Genomic DNA, 17,872 nt, shown 5'->3' on the forward strand with positions numbered 1-17,872 from the left:
GCATCATGGACACGCGAGCCGATACGGAAGCCTTCGCTCACCCTGAATCGACGGATGGCGCGCCGCTCGCCGAAAGCGCCGCGCGCAACGAAACGCCTACGCTGCGCGCATTCAGCGTGCTCGAACATCTGGTCGCGGCGAAGGGCGCGCTGTCGCTCGCGGAGCTGGCGAACATCATCGAGCAACCGAAGGCATCGCTGCATCGCATGTTGCAATCGCTCGAAGCGGGCGGCTTCGTCGCGCGCGAGCCGGGCCAGAAGAACGCTTACGTGATCGGCCCGCGCCTCGAACGGCTCGGCGTCGACGTGATGATGCACAGCGGCGCGCGGCGCCAGCGTCATGCGATTCTGGAGCGTCTCGTCGCCGATCTCGGCGAAACGTGCAACCTGAGCACGCTGCACGACACGCAAGTGCTTTATCTCGACCGCTGCGAATCGCCGTGGGCGCTGCGACTGGAGCTCAAGCCCGGATCGCATGTTCCCGCGCATTGCAGCGCGAGCGGCAAGCTGCTTCTTTCGATGATGCCGCGCGACGAACGCAGCGCGCTCGTTCGCGCGATGCGGCTCGAACGCTTCACGCCCAACACGCTCGACGATCCGAACCTGCTCGAAGCGGAACTGGATCGCATCGCGAACAAGGGCATCGCCGTCGATAACGAAGAGTTCGTGTTGGGCATCGCCTGCGTCGCCGTGCCGGTTTTCGACTCGCGCGGCAAGTGCATCGCGGCCATCGCCGTGCATGGGCCGGTCTCGCGCATGGCGCTGTCCCGTGCGCTGACGTTCGTGCCGCGCCTGCAGGAAGCCGCCGCCGAGCTCACGGCCACTTTCTGACGCGCCGCAGCATCGTTACTTCGGATGGCGAATCAATAAATCGCGGCTCAGGGACTACCCCAATCCCCCTTCCGCTTCTGAATCGGAATTCGCACTTTCCGTTTCACTTTCGCGAGCTTCCGCGCTTTTCTCTTGGCTTCCTTGCCCGCTTCTTCCACATTGAACGAAACGCAAGCGAAACGATTCGTTCCAAAAGAAGACCTCAGGAGACAGGTGTCATGCAGCAGGAAGTCGATTACGTCATCGTCGGTGCGGGCTCGGCAGGTTGCGTGCTCGCCAACCGTCTGAGCGCCGATCCGTCCAACACCGTGCTGCTGCTCGAAGCGGGCGGGCCCGATGCGAGCCCGTGGATTCATATCCCCGTCGGCTACTTCAAGACCATGCACGATCCCGAGCTCGACTGGTGCTATCGCACGGAACCGGACGATGCCGTCGCAGGACGCAGCATCGACTGGCCGCGCGGCAAGGTGCTGGGCGGCTGCAGTTCGCTCAACGGGCTGCTCTATGTGCGCGGTCAGCGCGAGGACTACGATCGCTGGGCCGAACTCGGCAACGCGGGATGGAGTTACAAGGACGTGCTGCCCTACTTCAGGAAATCGGAAGATCAGGAGCACGGCGCGAGCGAATATCACGGCGCGGGCGGGCCGTTGAAAGTATCGGATTTGCGCTTGCGCCGTCCGATCGCCGATCACTTCATCGCGGCGGCGCAGGAAATCGGCATCCCGTTCAACGAGGATTACAACGGCGCGACGCAAGAAGGCGTCGGCTATTTTCAGCAGACGGCCTACAAGGGCTTTCGTTGGAGCACCGCGAAGGGCTTTCTCAAGCCGGTGCGCGACCGGCGCAATCTTATCGTCGAGACGCGGGCGCAAACGCGCAGGGTACTGTTCAACGGCAAGGAAGCGGTCGGCATCGAGTACATGCATGAAGGCGTCGTGAAGAAAGTTCGCGCGCGTGTCGAAGTGATTCTCGCGGCTGGCGCGATCGGCTCGCCGCAGATTCTGCAGAACTCGGGCGTCGGGCCTTCGAGCGTGTTGAACGGCGCAGGCGTGCAAGTGAGGCACGACCTGCCGGGCGTGGGCCGGAATCTGCAGGATCATCTGCAAGTGCGGCTTGTGTTCAAGACGCGCGAGCGGACGTTGAACGACGAGGTCAACAATCCGCTGAAGAAAGCGCTCATCGGCTTGCAATACGTTATCTCGCGCACCGGGCCGCTGACGCTCGCGGCGAGCCAGGTCGCGATCTTCACGCGTTCGTCGCCGGATGTCGCGCGTCCCGACATCCAGTTTCACATGCAACCACTTTCCGCCGACAAGCCCGGACAAGGCGCGCATCCGTTCTCGGCGTTCACGTCTTCGGTGTGTCAGTTGCGGCCGTACAGCCGCGGCAGCGTCGAGATTCGCTCGAACGATCCGCTGCAATATCCCGCGATTCATGCGAATTATCTTTCCGACGAACGCGATCATCCCGTCGTGATCGGCGGCATCAAGGTGGCGCGACGCATCGCGGCGGCGCCTTCGCTCGCGAAGCACATCGTGTCGGAGTTCATTCCTGGTTCGGAGTATCGAACCGATGCCGATCTGCTCGACGTCGCGCGCAAGTTCAGTCAGTCGATCTATCACCCGGCGGGCACCTGCAAGATGGGCAACGATGCATCCGCGGTCGTCGATGAGCGCCTGAAGGTGCGCGGCATCGGACGACTGCGTGTGGTCGATGCGTCGATCATGCCGGAGCTCGTATCGGGCAACACGAATGCGCCTGTCATCATGATCGCGGAGAAGGCGGCCGACATGATTCTCGAAGACCAGCGCTATCAGCACGTCACGCATGTGGAAGACGTAACCCAGGTCGTTGCGGAAAAGCCCATGGCCCATGCAGGCCAAAGAGACTGAGCACAAGTCTCGAACCCATCACGGAGACAAACCATGAACGCACTGCCCCGAACCGATGGCAAACAGATGAGAAAGGTCGTCGTCGCGAGTCTGATCGGCGCGACGATCGAGTGGTACGACTTCTTTCTATACGGCGTGGTCGCCGGCATCGTCTTCAACAAGCTCTATTTTCCAGGCAGCGATCCGCTCATCTCGACGATGCTCGCTTACGGCACCTTCGCCGTCGGCTTTCTCAGCCGGCCGCTGGGCGGCGTGATCTTCGGGCACTTCGGCGATCGCGTCGGCAGAAAGAGCATGCTCGTGATGACGCTGACGATCATGGGCGTCGCGACGGTGTTGATCGGCATGGTGCCGACGTATGCGCAGATCGGCATATGGGCGCCATCGCTGCTGCTGTTTCTGCGCGTGCTGCAAGGCATCGGTCTCGGCGGCGAATGGGGCGGCGCCGTGCTGATGGCGTTCGAATACGCACCCGAGAACAAGCGCGGCTTCTATGCGAGCATTCCGCAGATCGGCCTCGCGCTCGGCTTGTGTCTGTCGTCGGGCGTCGTCGCGGGGCTCTCGCTCATGCTGACCGACGCGCAGTTCCTCGCGTGGGGCTGGCGTATCGCGTTCTTCCTGTCGTTCGCGCTTGTGCTCATTGGCATGTATATCCGCCTGAACGTGATGGAAACGCCGGAGTTCGCGCGCATCCAGAAGACGGGCAGCGAAGCGCGCATGCCGATCGTCGATGTCATCACGAAGTATCCCGGCAATACGCTTGCGGGCATGGGCGCACGCTTCATCGATGGCGTGTTCTTCAACGTGTTCGGCGTGTTTTCGATTTCTTATCTCACCGGCACGCTGCATCTGCAACGCACGGACGCGCTGCTCGGCGTAATGGTCGCCGCGTTCGTGATGATCTTCACGATTCCGTTCTTCGGACGGCTGTCGGATCGCGTTGGGCGTGCGCGCATTTACTTCTGGGGATCGCTTGCGACCGGGCTTTCCGCGTTCCTCGGCTTCTGGCTCATGAAGAATAGCGGCGGCAATACGATGCTCGCGTGGCTCGCGGTCGTGATTCCGCTCGGCGTGGTTTATGCATCGATCTATGGTCCGGAAGCCGCGCTCTTCTCCGAACTCTTCGACGCGAAAGTGCGCTACTCGGGCATCTCGTTCGTGTATCAGTTCTCGGGGATCTTCGCGAGCGGCATCAGCCCGATCATCGCGACGTGGCTCTTGCAACGCAACGGCGGCGATCCGTGGATGATCGCGGGATACTGCCTCGCAGCGGGCATCGTCAGTGCGATGTCGGCGGCGTGGGTCGGGTTGCGGCAGAGAAGGGAGATGGCGTTTTCGGTGCGGGGCGCGAGTTGACTTGCAGCTCAGAAGAAGAGACTGATCAAAAACTTCACCGGCCTGAACGACACCGGCTCGGCGTGCTCGTCGAGCGAGAGCCGGGCGAAATAGACGGCGTATGCGGGCACTTCGCGCCAAATCGAATACGCGTCCATCGCCCTGACTTCACGCGGAAACGCACCCGGCAAGACCGTTGCGCCAAGGCTCTCGAACGCGAGCTGCGCTCGTGGAAGGTGGAAATAGCGAGCAAAGACCCGCACGATGACACTTCAAGGCGGTCTCGAGCCGCGCCGCGAGAATGGGCTTTGGCGTGCCGTCATCTTGGAGCGCATTTCGGAAGACCACGGCGACGTCGGCGCGTTCGAAAGGCACGGTGATACGTCGCAGGCAGATCAGCACCATGCGAATCATGGAGGCGCGCATCACGCGGGACTCCCCGCAACGCCAACCTGCCGCCTCAACCATTCGACATCGACGTGCTGCAGATAGCTTCTGATGTTTCCCCACACCGGATGAAATCCATAGCCGCCATGCAGCAACTCATCTTCGGCCTGTTGCCTGGTCCACCCTTGATACACCACGCGATACAGCGCCGATACCAGCCCCGTGCGATCCGCGCCATGCTGACAGTGAATGAGAATCGGACCATCGCGGTCGACATCGCGCAGCGCCTTGAGCGCGGCGATCATGTCCTCGTCCTTGATGTTCCATGTGTTGATACGGAGGCGCTGCAGCGCGATGCCGCTGCCTTCGAGAACATCCTCATCGGAATGAAACGAACGGAAGCTGACGATCTTGCGGATACCCAGTGCGCGCAGTTGCACGATATCGGCCGCCGATATCTGCGCGCTCCGATAAAGCGAAGGCGTGATGCGATGAAGATTGTCGACGCCTGCGTACACGATCGGTTCGGCCCAGTTCAGCGGGCGTTCGACCGTCATGGATGCAGACGTGGCCGGAGCGGGCGCTGCCGCCATCTTCGACTGCAGGACGTATGCCGCAGCGATGAAGCCCGCGCCGTAAAACAAAATGCGGAAGACTTCATTCATGCGACGACCGCCCCGTGCCAGGCTCACGCGACAGATGAAACAACACGAGCGCTGCAATGCTCATGGTCCAGTGATCGGTTGGTGCGAACCCGATCCAGTGCTTGTGCCAGGGCACATGAAGCGCATCGAAGCGATCGATGCCGAACGCGGGATTGAGAACGAACCAGAGAAAGTCTTCGATCAGCCAGAACGTCATGACGCATGCGACGATGCGCGCCTCGATGCGCCATGACCATCGACCGAAAAAGATCACGGGCAGATGAAAGAACAACGCGACGAATGGAAAGACCCACGCGTGATACCCCGTCATCGGTCTGCCGCCCCAGAAGATGTCGAGCAACCAGTGATGTTCGATGCGCCATGTCGGCAAGCTCGCGGCCCAACCTGCGTTGCCTTCGATCTGTATTTCGACGTTGGCGAACAAGAAGCCCAGCAGCGCGACCCAGCCGACGAGCGCGAGCGTGCGCCCGCCAGGCACGAGGGCACGTGCGTTCATGCCGCCACCTTTGTATCCGGATTGCCGAGCGCATCGCACACCGTATCCAGAACGAAACGTGCTGCATACGGACGCGAGAGCGGCGCGATTCGCTCGCGCATCGCATCGAGCCGGGCCGGATCGTCGAGCAGCGCGCGAACGCGATACTCCAGCGCCACTGCATCGACGGCTTTCAGCGCGACGCCGTGTTCGAGCAGGTAATCCGCATTGCGCTCTTCCTGCCCCGGGATCGGCGAGGTGACGATCATCGGCAGTTTCATTGCGAGGCACTCGGACGTGGTCAGCCCGCCAGGCTTCGTGATGACGAGATCGGAACACGCCATCAGGCGCTCGACGTTGGGCGTGAAGCCGGAAACGTGCAAACGTGCTGGATGGAACGCGCACAGTTTTCGCAACGCGGCGCGCATCGCTTCGTTGCGACCCGCCAAAGCGATCAACTGAAAATCGCCGTCCATGTTCAGCAGACGTTCGGCGAGTGCGTCGAGCGCGCCAAGACCTTCGCCGCCGGACATCATCAACAGAGTCATGCGCGCAGGGTCCAGGCCGCATTGCGCCGCGCACGCCGCGCGGTCGAGAGGCTCGCTGAAGGCGGGCATGACAGGTATCCCGCCGATGTGAACCGATGCCGATGAAACGCCGCGGTTCGTCATGCGCCAAGCGACTTCGTCGTTTGCGGCGAAATATCCCTGCATGCCCGGCACGACCCACATGCGATGAAGATCGAAGTCCGTGACTTGCACCCACACCGGCGTATGAATGTTGCCGAGACGACGTTCACGCGAAAGCAACTCGGCAGGCAGGAAATGCGTGCAAATGATCGCATCGGCGCGATGCCGCTCGATCTCCGTTATCAGCGCGCGGCAGTTGAGCCGCTCGACCGCGCGTCGAAGACGTTCGCCGAATGATCGTGGCGAAGCGCTGTCCGTCTTCTGATAGAGATAACTCCAGAGGGCCGGCTGGCGAGCGACCAGTTTGATGTAGAACTCCGCGTAAAGCGCCTTGAAACTTGCGGGAACGAAGTCCATGACATCGAGATGCACGGCTTCGACACTTGCGGGATGAGTCTTTGCATACGCGCACAGCGCCTCTGCTGCGCGAACGTGGCCGGCGCCCGCGCTCACGCTTAGAACAAGAACCTTGGGCATACTTATCGGAAAGCTCGATGGGGTGACTGTTCGATTCGGCTTGGAGATCACGCTAGCGCGCCGCCGATATCGTCAATAGAACCAACTTACGAAGTCGTCATCCGTGAAAAACGCAGGCGATTCTATTCAATCGTCGCGCCGCATCCGCTATCCGGGATCATTTTTTACTTCAGCGTCATCGCGCGAACGGATTCGCGGCTAACAGCTCGTCTGCCTTCGGGCTATTTTTCAACTGGCGCGACAGGCAAGCCCCACGTAATATCGACACATCCAATAAACGTTCCACAAGGAGACATGCATGCCCATCCGTCCTACCGCGATGCTTTGGGCGCAGCTCTTCGAGCGCTCGCGGGTCTCGGGGATGAGCCTGCAAAACCAGATCCGCCAGATGATCGTCAATGCGATCCTGAGCGGTCATATCGCGCCCGATTCCGCCTTGCCTTCGAGCCGCGAACTCGCCGATCAGCTCAACGTGTCGCGCAACACCGTCGTGCTCGCGTATCAGCAACTCGTCGAGGAAGGCTATCTCGTCTCGCGCGAGCGCAGCGGCCATTTCGTGAATCCTGCGACCGACGAGTTGCAACGCGGCTTCACCGCAGCGGGCGTCGCGGAAACATCGAGCATCGAGACGCAGCAAGGTCATCCCGACTGGAGCGCGCGCATCCGGCACGCGCCGTCGCATCAACGCAATATCGTCAAGCCGTCGAACTGGCAGAGTTACGAATATCCCTTTATTTACGGGCAATTCGACACCGAACTCTTCCCGACGAGCGACTGGCGCGAGAGCTGCATGCACGGCTTGTCGGTGATGGAGATCCGCAACTGGGCGCCCGATCTCATCGAACGCGACGACGAAACGCTCGTCGAACAAATACGCACGCGCGTGCTGCCGCGTCGCGGTGTCTTCGCGATGCCCGAAGAGATCGTCGTCACGAACGGCTGCCAGCAGGCGCTCTATCTCATCGGCGCGTTGTTGTGCGGCACGCAGACGAAAGTCGGCATGGAGAACCCCGGCTATCCCGATGCGCGCAACATCTTCCAGCATCACAACGCGCAAATCGTGCCGCTCGAAGTGGACGGAGACGGCGCCGTCATCGACGATGAAAGCGTGATCGCGGCTTGCGATTACGTGTATGTCACGCCGAGCCATCAATGTCCGACGACCGTCACGATGCCCATCGAGCGGCGACGCAAGTTGCTCGACCTGTCGGTGAAGCATGATTTCATCGTCGTGGAGGATGACTACGAGAGCGAGAACACGTTCTCGGGCACGCCGCATCCCGCGTTGAAGAGCCTCGATACGGCAGAGCGCGTCGTCTATATCGGTTCGCTGTCGAAGACGCTCGCGCCAGGACTGCGGCTCGGTTATATCGTCGCGCCGCGCGAGCTGATACGCGAGCTGCGCGCGCTGCGCCGTCTGATGATTCGTCATCCGGCCGCGTACATCCAGCGCGCATTCGCGACCTTTCTCGCGCTCGGTCATCACGACACGCTATTGCGCAAGCTCGGGCGCGTCTACAAGGAACGCGCCGAAGTGCTGATGGATGCGCTCGCCACGCATCTGCCGGAATTGCGCGCATCGAACGTGACGGGCGGCGCTTCGTGCTGGGTCGAAGGTCCGCCGTGGCTCGACGCGACGCGTCTCGCGAAAGACGCGCAAGCGCTCGGCGTGCTCATCGAACCGGGCAGCGTGTTCTTCGCCGATCCCGCCGATGGTCAGCGATGCTTCCGCATGGGTTTTTCAGCGATACGCGCGGAGCTGATCGAGCCGGGCGTGCGGGCGCTCGCCCAAGTCGTGCAGCAGCGGCGCCCCTGAACGTGCGCGTCTATTTCCACGGCGCCATCGCGTGAAAGACGCCATCGCGACGCACGAGCGCATGAAACAGCGCCGCCGCGAGATGCACGACGATCAGCGCGAAGAAGCACAACGCGAGGAACCGATGCGCGTTCCAGAGCAGCGTGTGCAACGAATTGCTATGCGGTAAAAGTGACGGCAGGCGATAGCCGCCTATCACGACCGGATAATCCGCCGCCGACAACATGCCATAGCCGAGCAATGGCAACGCGATCATCAACGCATAGAACGCATAGTGCGATAGATGCGCGGCGAGCTTCATCGGCTCGGGCATGTTCGCGGGCAGCGGCGGCGCACCGCGCGCGATTCGCACGGCGAGACGGATCAGCGCGAGCACGAGTATCGCGATGCCGAGCGGCTTGTGTATCGACACGAGCGTCAGATAGTCCGGCCTCACCGTCGACACCATGCCGACGCCGATGAACAGCATCGACAGAATGCAGATCGCCATGATCCAGTGCAGGGCGCGTTGCAGCGGCGAGAACCGCTCGTTGATCGCGTTCATTGCTGCGCTCCTTGCGAAGGCGTGTGCGGATAGGCCTTGTCCTCGGCGGTGCGTCGATTGAACGATACGGAATAGGCAGCCGAGCGCGCGGCAGGAAACGGATCGTCCGATACGCGCATGCCCGAGGGCAGCACGGTCGGATCGAAGTTGAGATCGCGGCAAGGACCGTCCGGCTCCGGTTCGATGGCTTTCACGACGAGCGTGCCCACTTCGACCGTATGCCGGTCTTCCGGCCACGCCTTGCTCGGGTCCGCGGTCGGATCGCCGGGATTCGCGACGGTGACGACCATCGCCCAGCGTTGCGGCGCGCCTTGCACGCGCTGCGTGATCTCGGCATCGAGAAAATTCGCGCCCTTCTGCTTCAATTCGTCCGGCGTCAGCGTCTCGGGCTTCGCGGCGGGAACGAAGGACCAGCGCACCGTCTGATCCTGTCCCTCCGCGTTCGTGAAGACGAAGCTGTTGAGGCTGTTGTAACGCTCGTCCGCATACGATGCCGTCCACGGCGCACTGCCGGCCCACGCGCCGAACGCAGCGATCTCCGGGTGCGCGGCGGCGAACTTCTGCATCGACTCGGGATCGCTCTTGTTCGCGAGCGCGCGTTGCAGGTCGAAAAAGGCCTGCGGTGTCGCAACGGGGAAGAACGGCGCATCGATCATCGCGGAGCGCCACTCGCTGCCGTCGGGCATCACGATGCGCAGGCTCAGGCCGCGCACGCGCGCCATCGCATCCGATGCTTTCGGGTCCGGCGTCGCGAGATTGAAGCGCCCCGTGACGGGATACGTACCCGGCATGAACATCCTGGCTTTGGAGATTGCCGCGCCCGAGCCGTTGGATTCGAAATCGCCGCTGAAGCAGATGCCCTTCGCATGATTGCGTCTGAAGCCCGGCACCGCGCCGCCCGGTGGCGCGAGGCTGCCCACGATCTTCGCCGGTGTGAGGCGATTCGGCGTGAGCCAGCCCGCCGTGTAGGCGAAGGCCGCGACCAGCACGGCGACGATGGCCGCGATGAGGATCAGCGCGGGAAGAGGCGAACGCGGGGAAGCGGATTTGTCAGGCATCGTAGTCTCTCGATCAACGATTCTGTTGCACGGTAATCTAGCAGCGTGACGGAAATCGTGCCAGCAACGCGCAAAATTCGCAGATACCCCCGCTTCGCATTGTCTCCTGGTTCGAAATGGAACGAAGTTATGGCCTGCCGATAGCCGCTCGCGATAACTTCGCGTTCATCGCAAGTCGAGCCATTGCTTCAATGCGGGATGGCTTTTGATCGAGTCTTCGAGCAATCCGGTTCTCAATGTCCTGCCTTCGGTGTTCATGTGGAGGTCGGTGTTCAGAAACAGTTTGCGGTTGAAGAGAAGCTGGTTCCGGTCGTCGAGCACGGTTCCGAGCGGAGAAATGGCGCTGGCGAATTGCTTCGATGCTTCTTCGACCCGATCCGCGCGCGTCGTGCTCGTCTGCACATAGGGCGTATTGGCGAAGTAGACCGACACGCCCTTGTCGTGCATCGCATGGACGAATCGCTTCAGCACGAGAAAGCTATCCGGACAGATTTCCGTTTCCTGTTCCGCCGATTCCGGACGTCCCGTGTAATTCGAGCCATCGATCTGCTGCATGTTGCCCAGGCCGTCGAGGTGATACGCGGAATAGGCGAATGATGTCGGCGGCGGCGCATCGATGAATCTCGTCACGATTTCCTGATCGTGAAATGCGCGAAGCCTGTCTTCGATGGATTTCGGAAACCATGTCTCGCGAATTCGAGCCTGCGCGAGTTCGAAGATGAGTCCAGGACCCATCGATGTAATTGCGTCCAGCCGCCGGAATATCGACCACGTCCGCCAGCGGTCGTGATCCCAGGCGATGGCGTTTCGCGCTCTCCAGGTGGCATTCTCCTTGTTGGCATCGTCGCAATAGTATTCGCGCTCCAGTGCGAGAATCACGGTGTCGTCGTTCTCGGCGACGGACGTCACTTCGCCAAGGATTTCATCGAGCGCGAGTCCCGCGTGAAATCCGTAATTCAAAACCGGAATGCCGAGATCCTTGCTCAGTTGCGTCGTGTCCACGCTGAAAAGCACGTTCGATCCGGCCGCTACGATCAGCTTTCGCTGTCCCTTGTAATGCTGCGCGATGCTCCGCTTCACGACCGTCATTTCCCGTACCCAATACTCGCCGGCAATTGGCGCGGGCGCGAGCATCAATGCCGCCGAGAACCAGGCGATCGCGATAATGGCCAGCGACGTCGCGAAGATTTTCAGATACGTCATGGTCAGAACTCGAAATAGAGAAACTCCGATGGACCCGCTGATCCAATAGCCAGAACCACGACGAAAAAGAGCAACGCCGAAAGACTTGCGGCCAATAACGTGGCGTCGACCCGGCGCGGCAATATCCGGTTCCGGACGCGCGTGAATGAAAGTTCAGCCGACCTGTAGCGCTCCAGCAAACGCTGCAGGTTCGGGAATCCCCACACGAGAACGAAGCCGAACAGCAGCGTGACGAACACCATCGACGGAATGCCGACGGATGGCAGAAAGCCGTCGAAACGCAGCTTCGAACCGAGAACGGGAGCGATATGCCGTTCCAAAGACGCGGGTAGCGAAACACCGTGAAAGCCCGCCATGCCCGCGAGCATGTTCCAGGCGGTCTGAAAGTTCTCGGCCCTGAAGAAAACCCATCCCACGACGACGGCTAAAAAGGTCAGCGCTACGCCTGCGATTCGCGCGAACCGGCTCGAACCATCTATTCCCAGACGCGGAGACACGGCGCGCCAGCCGTGATTCACGATCAGATACGCGCCATGCAATCCGCCCCACGCGATGAACGTCCATCCGGCGCCGTGCCACAAGCCGCCCAATAGCATCGTTATCATCAGATTGACGTAGCGGCGCAGCGGGCCGCCGTGTTTGCTTCCGCCGAGCGGTATATACAGGTAATCCCGCAAAAACGCGGATAACGTCATGTGCCAGCGCCGCCAGAAGTCGATGATGCTGGCCGCCTTATAGGGCGAATCGAAATTGATCGGAAGTTTGACGTTGAAGAGCAGTGAGATGCCCACGGCCATATCGCAATAGCCGGAAAAGTCGAAATACAACTGGAGCGTGTACGCGAGCGCGCCCGTCCAGGCTTCGAAGAAAGTCAGCTGCACGCCCGCACTCGCCGCGCTGAAAAGCGGCACGGCGCCTTTGGCTAGCGTGTCTGCAATCAGAACCTTCTTCGCGAGCCCCAGCACGAAAACCGTCAATCCGGCGGATATGTTCTCCGGATTCATCCGGAAGGTTTTCGGATTGCCGAACTGCGGCATCATCTGACTGTGATGCAGCACCGGTCCTGCGATCAGATGCGGGAAATACGTGACGAACAGTAAGTAGTTGACGAAGTTGTATTCGCGCGCGATGCCGCGATAGACATCGACGAGAAAGGCGATCTGCGTGAACGTAAAGAACGAGATTCCCAACGGCAGAATGATGTCGAGCGCCGCAAGATTCATCCCCAGCAGATGATTCGATGAATCGATGAGAAAGTTGGCGTATTTATAGTAGCCGAGCAGACCCAGATCGATTGTTATGGCGCCGATAAGAATCAGCTTCGGATGGCCGCTTTTCCTTTCGCTTTCCCTGCCGATCCACCACGCGGCGGCATAGTTGAACAGGATGGAACCGAGCAAGAGCACGACAAAGCGTGGCGTCCATATTGCGTAAAACCAAAGCGACGCCAGCCCGAGCCAGAGCGCAGCGAGCCGATGGCTATAACGCCCGAGCAGAAACGCGCCGACGAAAACCACGGGAAGAAACGCGAAGATGAACGAATAGGAATTGAAAAGCATGCTCGAGACTCCGCGGCAAACGGCGTCCGGGCGTGCATCACCGCGGATGCGTCGTCGTTCGTTGTCGGTCGAACAGGATGCTAGATGCTGAATGGGACGGCGGGCGGCGCTTGGCCGATGTCACCATCGCTTTGGCTGACGGAAAGGGGCACGCCGAAGCCCGGCGCGCTCGCGTTCAATGAGGAATGCGTCGAACTAGCCCGCTTTCAGCACACGCAGGGCCACCGCGCCCGCCGCCTCGCCTTCGGCCGCCTGCTTCGCCTCGCGCATCGACAGATAGCGCAAACAGCACACGCGCAGAAACGACGCGAAGTTGGTCGGCGCTTCGCCGCGCAGCGCGATCAGTTCGTCGTAGAGCTTGACGGCGAACTGGCTCGTCGTGAGATTTTCGCGCCCGGCGATTTCGTGCAGCACGTCCCAGAAGAGATTTTCGAGCCGGACGGTAGTGATCACACCATGAATGCGCAGCGAACGCGTGCGCGATTCATAGAGGATCGGATCGGCGTTGATGTACACCCGACACATGACGTTGATCTCCAGGAAACGGGCCGCCATGCTCGTCGCACGACGGCCGACCGAACAAACTATTCCGCTACGCAATCATCGGCAATCACGTCAAACCCTGCGCTGCTTCATCTGGCCGGCGATGTAGTCGGCCTGACGGATCGCCAGCGTGACGATCGTGAGCGTCGGGTTTTCCGCCGCGCCCGTCGTGAACTGGCTGCCATCGGAGATGAACAGGTTCGCCACTTCGTGCGTCTGGCCATGCGAATTGCAGACGCCGTCGGCGGCTTTCGCGCTCATGCGCGCGGTGCCGAGATTGTGCGTCGACGGATACGGCGGCACGAGATACGTCGCCTTCGCGCCCGCCGCTTCGTACACCGCGCTGCCCTGCTTGTACGCGTGCTGGCGCATCGCTTCGTCATTCGGATGATCGTCGAAGTGGACGTTCGGCACCGGCAAGCCGTACTGATCCTTCACGTCGGTGTTGAGCGTGATGCGGTTCTGTTCGCGCGGCATGTCCTCGCCGACGATCCACATGCCCGCCGTGTACTGATACTGATCCATCGCCGCCGCGAAGTTCGGCCCCCACGAGCCGGGATCGAGAAACGCCGCATAGAAGGGCAGCCCGAGCGAAAGCGTCTCCATGTGATAGCCGCCCGCGAAGCCGCGCTTCGGATCGAACACGGATTCATCCTCGATGATGCCGGCCATCGTCGTGCCCTTGAACATCTCGACCTTGTCGTTGAACACGCCGTAGACCGAGCCTGTCGTGTGCCGCATGTAGTTGCGGCCGACCTGGCCCGAGCCGTTCGCGAGGCCATCGGGGAACTTGCTCGACTGCGAGTTGAGCAGGAGCCGCGGCGTCTCGATCGCATTGCCCGCCACCGCGACGACGCGCGCCCTCTGCCGTTGCAGCTTGCCGTCCTTGTCGTAATAGACGACGCCCGTCGCCTTGCCGCGCGCATCGTGCTCGATCTTCACGACATGCGATTGCGGGCGCAATTCCATGCGGCCCGTCGCCTGCGCGCGCGGCAGTTCGGTATAGAGCGTCGACCACTTCGCGCCCATGCGGCAGCCCTGAAAGCAGAAGCCGCGCTGAAAGCAGTGCGTGCGATCGTCGCGGACCGTGCTGTTGATCGCCATATGGCCGGTGTTGCACTCCTTGTAGCCGAGCTTCGCCGCGCCCGCCGACATCACTTTGAAGTTGTTGTTGCCCGGCAGGCCCGGATTGCCGTTCGTGCGCGTGACGCCCATCTTCTTTTCGGCGCGGTCGTAGTAGGGATCGAGCTCCGCGCGCGTCACCGGCCAGTCGAGCAGATTGGCGCCCTGCACGTCGCCGTAAGTCGTCTTGGCCTTGAACTCGTGCGGCTGAATGCGCAGGCTCGCGCCCGCCCAGTGGACCGTCGTGCCGCCCACGGTCTTGCAGATCCACGCGGGCAGGTTGGGGAAATCTTTCGCGACGCGCCAGTTGCCCGATGTCGTGCGATTGTCGAGCCATGAAAGCTGCTTGAACGCGCTCCACTCTTCCGTCGCGAAATCGCCTTGCGTGTGCATCGCGCCTGCTTCGAGCACGACCACGTCGACGCCCTTCTGCGCGAGTTCGTTGGCGAGCGTCCCGCCGCCCGCGCCCGATCCGATGATCACCACGACGTGATCGTCGTTGTGCCTGAACTGCACCTTGTTGTCCGTGTACATGTCTGTCTCCGTTTTCCATCGGATCGCTCGAATGGGTTAGCTGTCTTTCGGAATCGGACCGCTGTTCGCGAGAGGCGGATCGGGCAGCCATGACAGGTTGTTGAAACCCTGATAGAGATAGCCGCCATCGCCCTTCGATGCGCCATAGCCGAAGTGCTGATACGCCAGCGCGTTGCTGTACAGGGACACGACGGCCGTGCTGCGTACGGTGTTGAAGAACGGCGTGCCCGCGAGCGCGGCGACGTCCTGCGCCTTGTCGTTCGCGCCGCGCCTCGTCCAGTCGGAGCCGGCTTTGGCGTCGAGCTGCGCGACGCCGTCGGCGAGTTGCTGGCGCACGGCGGGATCGGCTTTCGCCTTGGCGTCGAGATCCTTGACGACGAGCGCGTAGACGGCGTCATCGAGTGTTGCGTGCGGATAGATCTGTCGCGTGACTTGCAGCAGCACTTCGCCCTGATGCGTGTCGAGCCCCTGCATTTCGAGCGCCCAGACGCGGCTCGGCGCGAGGCTCGCGAAGATCGAGGTCGCCGCGATGGTGCCGACCAGCACGCCGGTGCCGCGCAGAAATTCGCGTCGCGTCAGTGCGATGTTCGGTGGCGCGGCGATGTCGTCGTGGTCGTGATGCTCTTCACCGTCGTGCGCGCGCCGCTGCGCGACGATCGGGATGATCGTGTCTCGCATGTCTCTCTCCTTGTGGGGCACTGCAACAGCTTATTTATGTGTGTGGTCCCGCGTGATGCCGCTGACTATCTGACTATTCGTAATGTCCATGCCGTTCGAGAACCTCGATCTTGTAGCCGTCCGGATCCTGAATGAAGAAGTAACGCGCGATGAGCGAGCCGTCGTCGTTCTTGAATTCGCGCACGTCGTTGGGTGAGAGACCGAGGCCGATCAGACGCTCGCGCTCCGCCTTCGCATCCGGCACGCTCACCGCGACGTGGCCGTAGCCGTCGCCATGTGTGTATGGCTCGGCGCGTCCCTTGTTCCAGGTGAGTTCGAGCTCGGCGTTGGTTTCGTCGTTGCGCAGATAGGCGAGCGTGAAGTCCGGAAAGTCCAGCCGGTGCGCGACGCCGAGATCGAAAGCCTTCTCGTAGAAATCGAGCGAGCGTTGCAGGTCCTGCACGCGAATCATCGTGTGAATGAGCTTTGACATGAGAGCCTCCCCTTTTTAGTGAAGTTTAGGAAGCCGCGCGCGCAAAGGGTAATGGCCGGTTAAATCGGGCGTAGGCGTTTGCCCGGGGCTTGCGCATTGGCTCGACGCCACATGATCGAAAACGAACATCCGAACGCTGAAACGAAACTATTTGTCGCAATTGAGATAAATTTCGGTCGCCGAGAGTAGGATTGAACCGGCTTTTCGATGCCGAACGTTCGAATTCGATCATCGCGATAGCCGAACAGAAAGGGCACGGCGCGCCGCCGCTCATCGCCCGTCGAGAACAACGGAGACTCAATCTTGAAAACAGTCATCGGCTTGCGCTGGTGGATCATCGCGCTCGTCTGCGCGGGCACGATCGTCAACTATCTTTCGCGCAACGCGCTCGGCGTCATGGCCGCCGAGCTGAAAACGCTCATGAACATGAGCACGCAGCAGTATTCCTATGTCGTCGCCGCGTTTCAGGTCGGCTATACGATCATGCAGCCGGTGTGCGGACTTATCATCGATGTAATCGGGCTGCGGCTCGGCTTCGCGCTGTTCGCGTGCCTCTGGTCCGCGACCGGCATGGCGCACGCGCTCGCCGGCGGCTGGGTGTCGCTCGCGGCGCTGCGCGGACTCATGGGCCTCTCGGAAGCCGTCGCGATTCCGGCGGGGATGAAGGTCGTCGCCGAATGGTTTCCGAATCGCGAGAAGTCGGTCGCGGTCGGCTACTTCAACGCCGGGACGTCGCTCGGCTCGCTGTTCGCGCCGCCGCTCGTCGTCTTTCTTTCGCTGCGCTACGGATGGCAAAGCGCGTTCGTCGTGACCGGCGCGATGGGCTTCGTCTGGGCCGCGTTCTGGTACTGGCTGTATCGCGGGCCGCGCGAGCATCCGAAGATCGGCGAGCAGGAGAAGAACGCGATCATCGAAGGGCAAACGCCCGTGACGAACCGCCCGGGCGAGCAACGCCGCATCCGCGAAGTGCTCGGCACGCGCCGCTTCTGGGCCATCGCGCAGGCGCGCTTTTTCGCCGAACCCGCGTGGCAAACCTTCAGCTTCTGGATTCCGCTCTATCTCGCGACCGAGCGTCACATGGACCTCAAGCAGATCGCCATGTTCGCGTGGCTGCCGTTTCTCGCCGCCGATCTCGGCGGGCTGTTCGGCGGCTATCTTTCGCCGTTTCTGATGAAGCGTTTCCGCGTGCCGCTCATCGCGTCGCGCATCGCGGGCGTCGTGCTCGGCGCGTTCATGATGATCGGGCCCGCGTGCATCGGGCTCGTCGCGTCGCCGTATGAAGCCATCGCGCTGTTCTGCGTCGGCGGCTTCGCGCATCAGATGATCTCGGCGCTCGTCAACACGCTCGCCGCCGATGTCTTCGAGCCCGGCGAAGTCGGCACCGCCGCGGGCTTCGCGGGCATGGCGGCGTGGATCGGCGGACTGGGCTTTTCGCTCGTCGTCGGCGCGCTCGCGGATTCGGTGGGCTTCACGCCGCTCTTCGCCGCGCTCGGCGCGTTCGACCTGATCGGCGCGGCGCTGCTCGTCGTGCTGATGCGCGGCGTGACGAGCGACGCGAATCCGCCCGGCGCGGCGCATCGGGCCGCCTGAGAT

The 17,872-nt window shown here is 61.7% G+C and carries 17 protein-coding genes; 5 read left to right on the forward strand and 12 right to left on the reverse strand.

Annotated elements, in window-relative coordinates:
• Nucleotides 1-5 precede the first annotated feature (5 nt).
• The 3 genes from BG60_RS00505 (at nt 6) to BG60_RS00515 (ending at nt 4,078) form a co-directional block, all read left to right on the forward strand.
• The gene (locus tag BG60_RS00505) at nt 6-830 is read left to right on the forward strand and encodes an IclR family transcriptional regulator (RefSeq protein WP_008346059.1); all 825 of its coding nucleotides are present in this window, start codon (nt 6-8) and stop codon (nt 828-830) included.
• Between the two features lie 218 nt (nt 831-1,048).
• A complete protein-coding gene (locus BG60_RS00510) occupies nt 1,049-2,722 on the forward strand; it encodes a GMC family oxidoreductase (protein ID WP_034470087.1) in 1,674 nt (557 codons plus the stop codon).
• Between the two features lie 42 nt (nt 2,723-2,764).
• On the forward strand, nt 2,765-4,078 hold the full coding sequence (locus BG60_RS00515) for an MFS transporter (protein WP_372492603.1): 1,314 nt from the start codon (nt 2,765-2,767) through the stop codon (nt 4,076-4,078).
• 8 nt (nt 4,079-4,086) lie between these two features.
• Here BG60_RS00515 and BG60_RS38060 read toward each other — a convergent pair whose 3' ends face one another.
• From BG60_RS38060 to BG60_RS00530, 4 genes are all read right to left on the reverse strand, one after another.
• Nucleotides 4,087-4,320, reverse strand: a complete 234-nt coding sequence (locus BG60_RS38060) for a hypothetical protein (protein ID WP_144403782.1) — start codon at nt 4,318-4,320, stop codon at nt 4,087-4,089.
• A 162-nt stretch (nt 4,321-4,482) separates the two neighbouring features.
• Nucleotides 4,483-5,109 (reverse strand): dual specificity protein phosphatase family protein, encoded by a 627-nt coding sequence (locus BG60_RS00520; protein WP_008346066.1) that lies wholly within the window; start codon nt 5,107-5,109, stop codon nt 4,483-4,485.
• Nucleotides 5,102-5,605 carry a hypothetical protein gene (locus BG60_RS00525; protein ID WP_034470089.1) on the reverse strand — a complete coding sequence of 168 codons (504 nt, stop codon included), beginning with the start codon at nt 5,603-5,605 and terminating at the stop codon, nt 5,102-5,104. The genes BG60_RS00520 and BG60_RS00525 overlap by 8 nt, the downstream gene beginning before the upstream one ends.
• Complete coding sequence (locus tag BG60_RS00530) at nt 5,602-6,750, reverse strand: MGDG synthase family glycosyltransferase (protein WP_008346069.1); 1,149 nt, start codon at nt 6,748-6,750, stop codon at nt 5,602-5,604. The genes BG60_RS00525 and BG60_RS00530 overlap by 4 nt, the downstream gene beginning before the upstream one ends.
• A 298-nt stretch (nt 6,751-7,048) precedes the next feature.
• Here BG60_RS00530 and pdxR point away from each other — a divergent pair, with 298 nt between their 5' ends.
• Nucleotides 7,049-8,566, forward strand: coding sequence for a MocR-like pyridoxine biosynthesis transcription factor PdxR (pdxR, locus tag BG60_RS00535; protein WP_008346070.1), 1,518 nt, complete (start codon nt 7,049-7,051; stop codon nt 8,564-8,566).
• Between the two features lie 10 nt (nt 8,567-8,576).
• Here the strand turns inward: pdxR and BG60_RS00540 are convergent, their stop codons facing one another.
• The 8 genes from BG60_RS00540 to BG60_RS00575 form a co-directional block, all read right to left on the reverse strand.
• Nucleotides 8,577-9,110, reverse strand: a complete 534-nt coding sequence (locus BG60_RS00540) for a cytochrome b (RefSeq protein WP_008346072.1) — start codon at nt 9,108-9,110, stop codon at nt 8,577-8,579.
• Complete coding sequence (locus BG60_RS00545; RefSeq protein ID WP_008346074.1) at nt 9,107-10,168, reverse strand: catalase family peroxidase; 1,062 nt, start codon at nt 10,166-10,168, stop codon at nt 9,107-9,109. Before BG60_RS00545 ends, BG60_RS00540 begins: the two co-directional genes overlap by 4 nt.
• A gap of 165 nt (nt 10,169-10,333) precedes the next feature.
• A complete protein-coding gene (locus BG60_RS00550; RefSeq protein ID WP_008346076.1) occupies nt 10,334-11,371 on the reverse strand; it encodes a hypothetical protein in 1,038 nt (345 codons plus the stop codon).
• A gap of 2 nt (nt 11,372-11,373) precedes the next feature.
• The gene (locus BG60_RS00555; RefSeq protein WP_008346078.1) at nt 11,374-12,930 is read right to left on the reverse strand and encodes an MBOAT family O-acyltransferase; all 1,557 of its coding nucleotides are present in this window, start codon (nt 12,928-12,930) and stop codon (nt 11,374-11,376) included.
• A gap of 195 nt (nt 12,931-13,125) precedes the next feature.
• Nucleotides 13,126-13,455: a ribbon-helix-helix domain-containing protein gene (locus BG60_RS00560; protein WP_033536923.1), complete on the reverse strand. Its 330-nt coding sequence runs from the start codon at nt 13,453-13,455 to the stop codon at nt 13,126-13,128.
• A 90-nt stretch (nt 13,456-13,545) separates the two neighbouring features.
• The gene (locus BG60_RS00565; protein WP_008346081.1) at nt 13,546-15,129 is read right to left on the reverse strand and encodes a GMC family oxidoreductase; all 1,584 of its coding nucleotides are present in this window, start codon (nt 15,127-15,129) and stop codon (nt 13,546-13,548) included.
• A 36-nt stretch (nt 15,130-15,165) separates the two neighbouring features.
• The gene (locus BG60_RS00570; protein WP_008346083.1) at nt 15,166-15,807 is read right to left on the reverse strand and encodes a twin-arginine translocation signal domain-containing protein; all 642 of its coding nucleotides are present in this window, start codon (nt 15,805-15,807) and stop codon (nt 15,166-15,168) included.
• 73 nt (nt 15,808-15,880) lie between these two features.
• Nucleotides 15,881-16,279: a VOC family protein gene (locus BG60_RS00575; protein WP_008346085.1), complete on the reverse strand. Its 399-nt coding sequence runs from the start codon at nt 16,277-16,279 to the stop codon at nt 15,881-15,883.
• A gap of 303 nt (nt 16,280-16,582) precedes the next feature.
• Between BG60_RS00575 and BG60_RS00580 the strand changes: the two genes are divergently transcribed.
• Nucleotides 16,583-17,869 (forward strand): MFS transporter, encoded by a 1,287-nt coding sequence (locus BG60_RS00580; protein ID WP_008346087.1) that lies wholly within the window; start codon nt 16,583-16,585, stop codon nt 17,867-17,869.
• Nucleotides 17,870-17,872: the final 3 nt, after the last annotated feature.

This window comes from Caballeronia zhejiangensis (genome assembly GCF_000698575.1).
Lineage (GTDB): Bacteria > Pseudomonadota > Gammaproteobacteria > Burkholderiales > Burkholderiaceae > Caballeronia > Caballeronia zhejiangensis.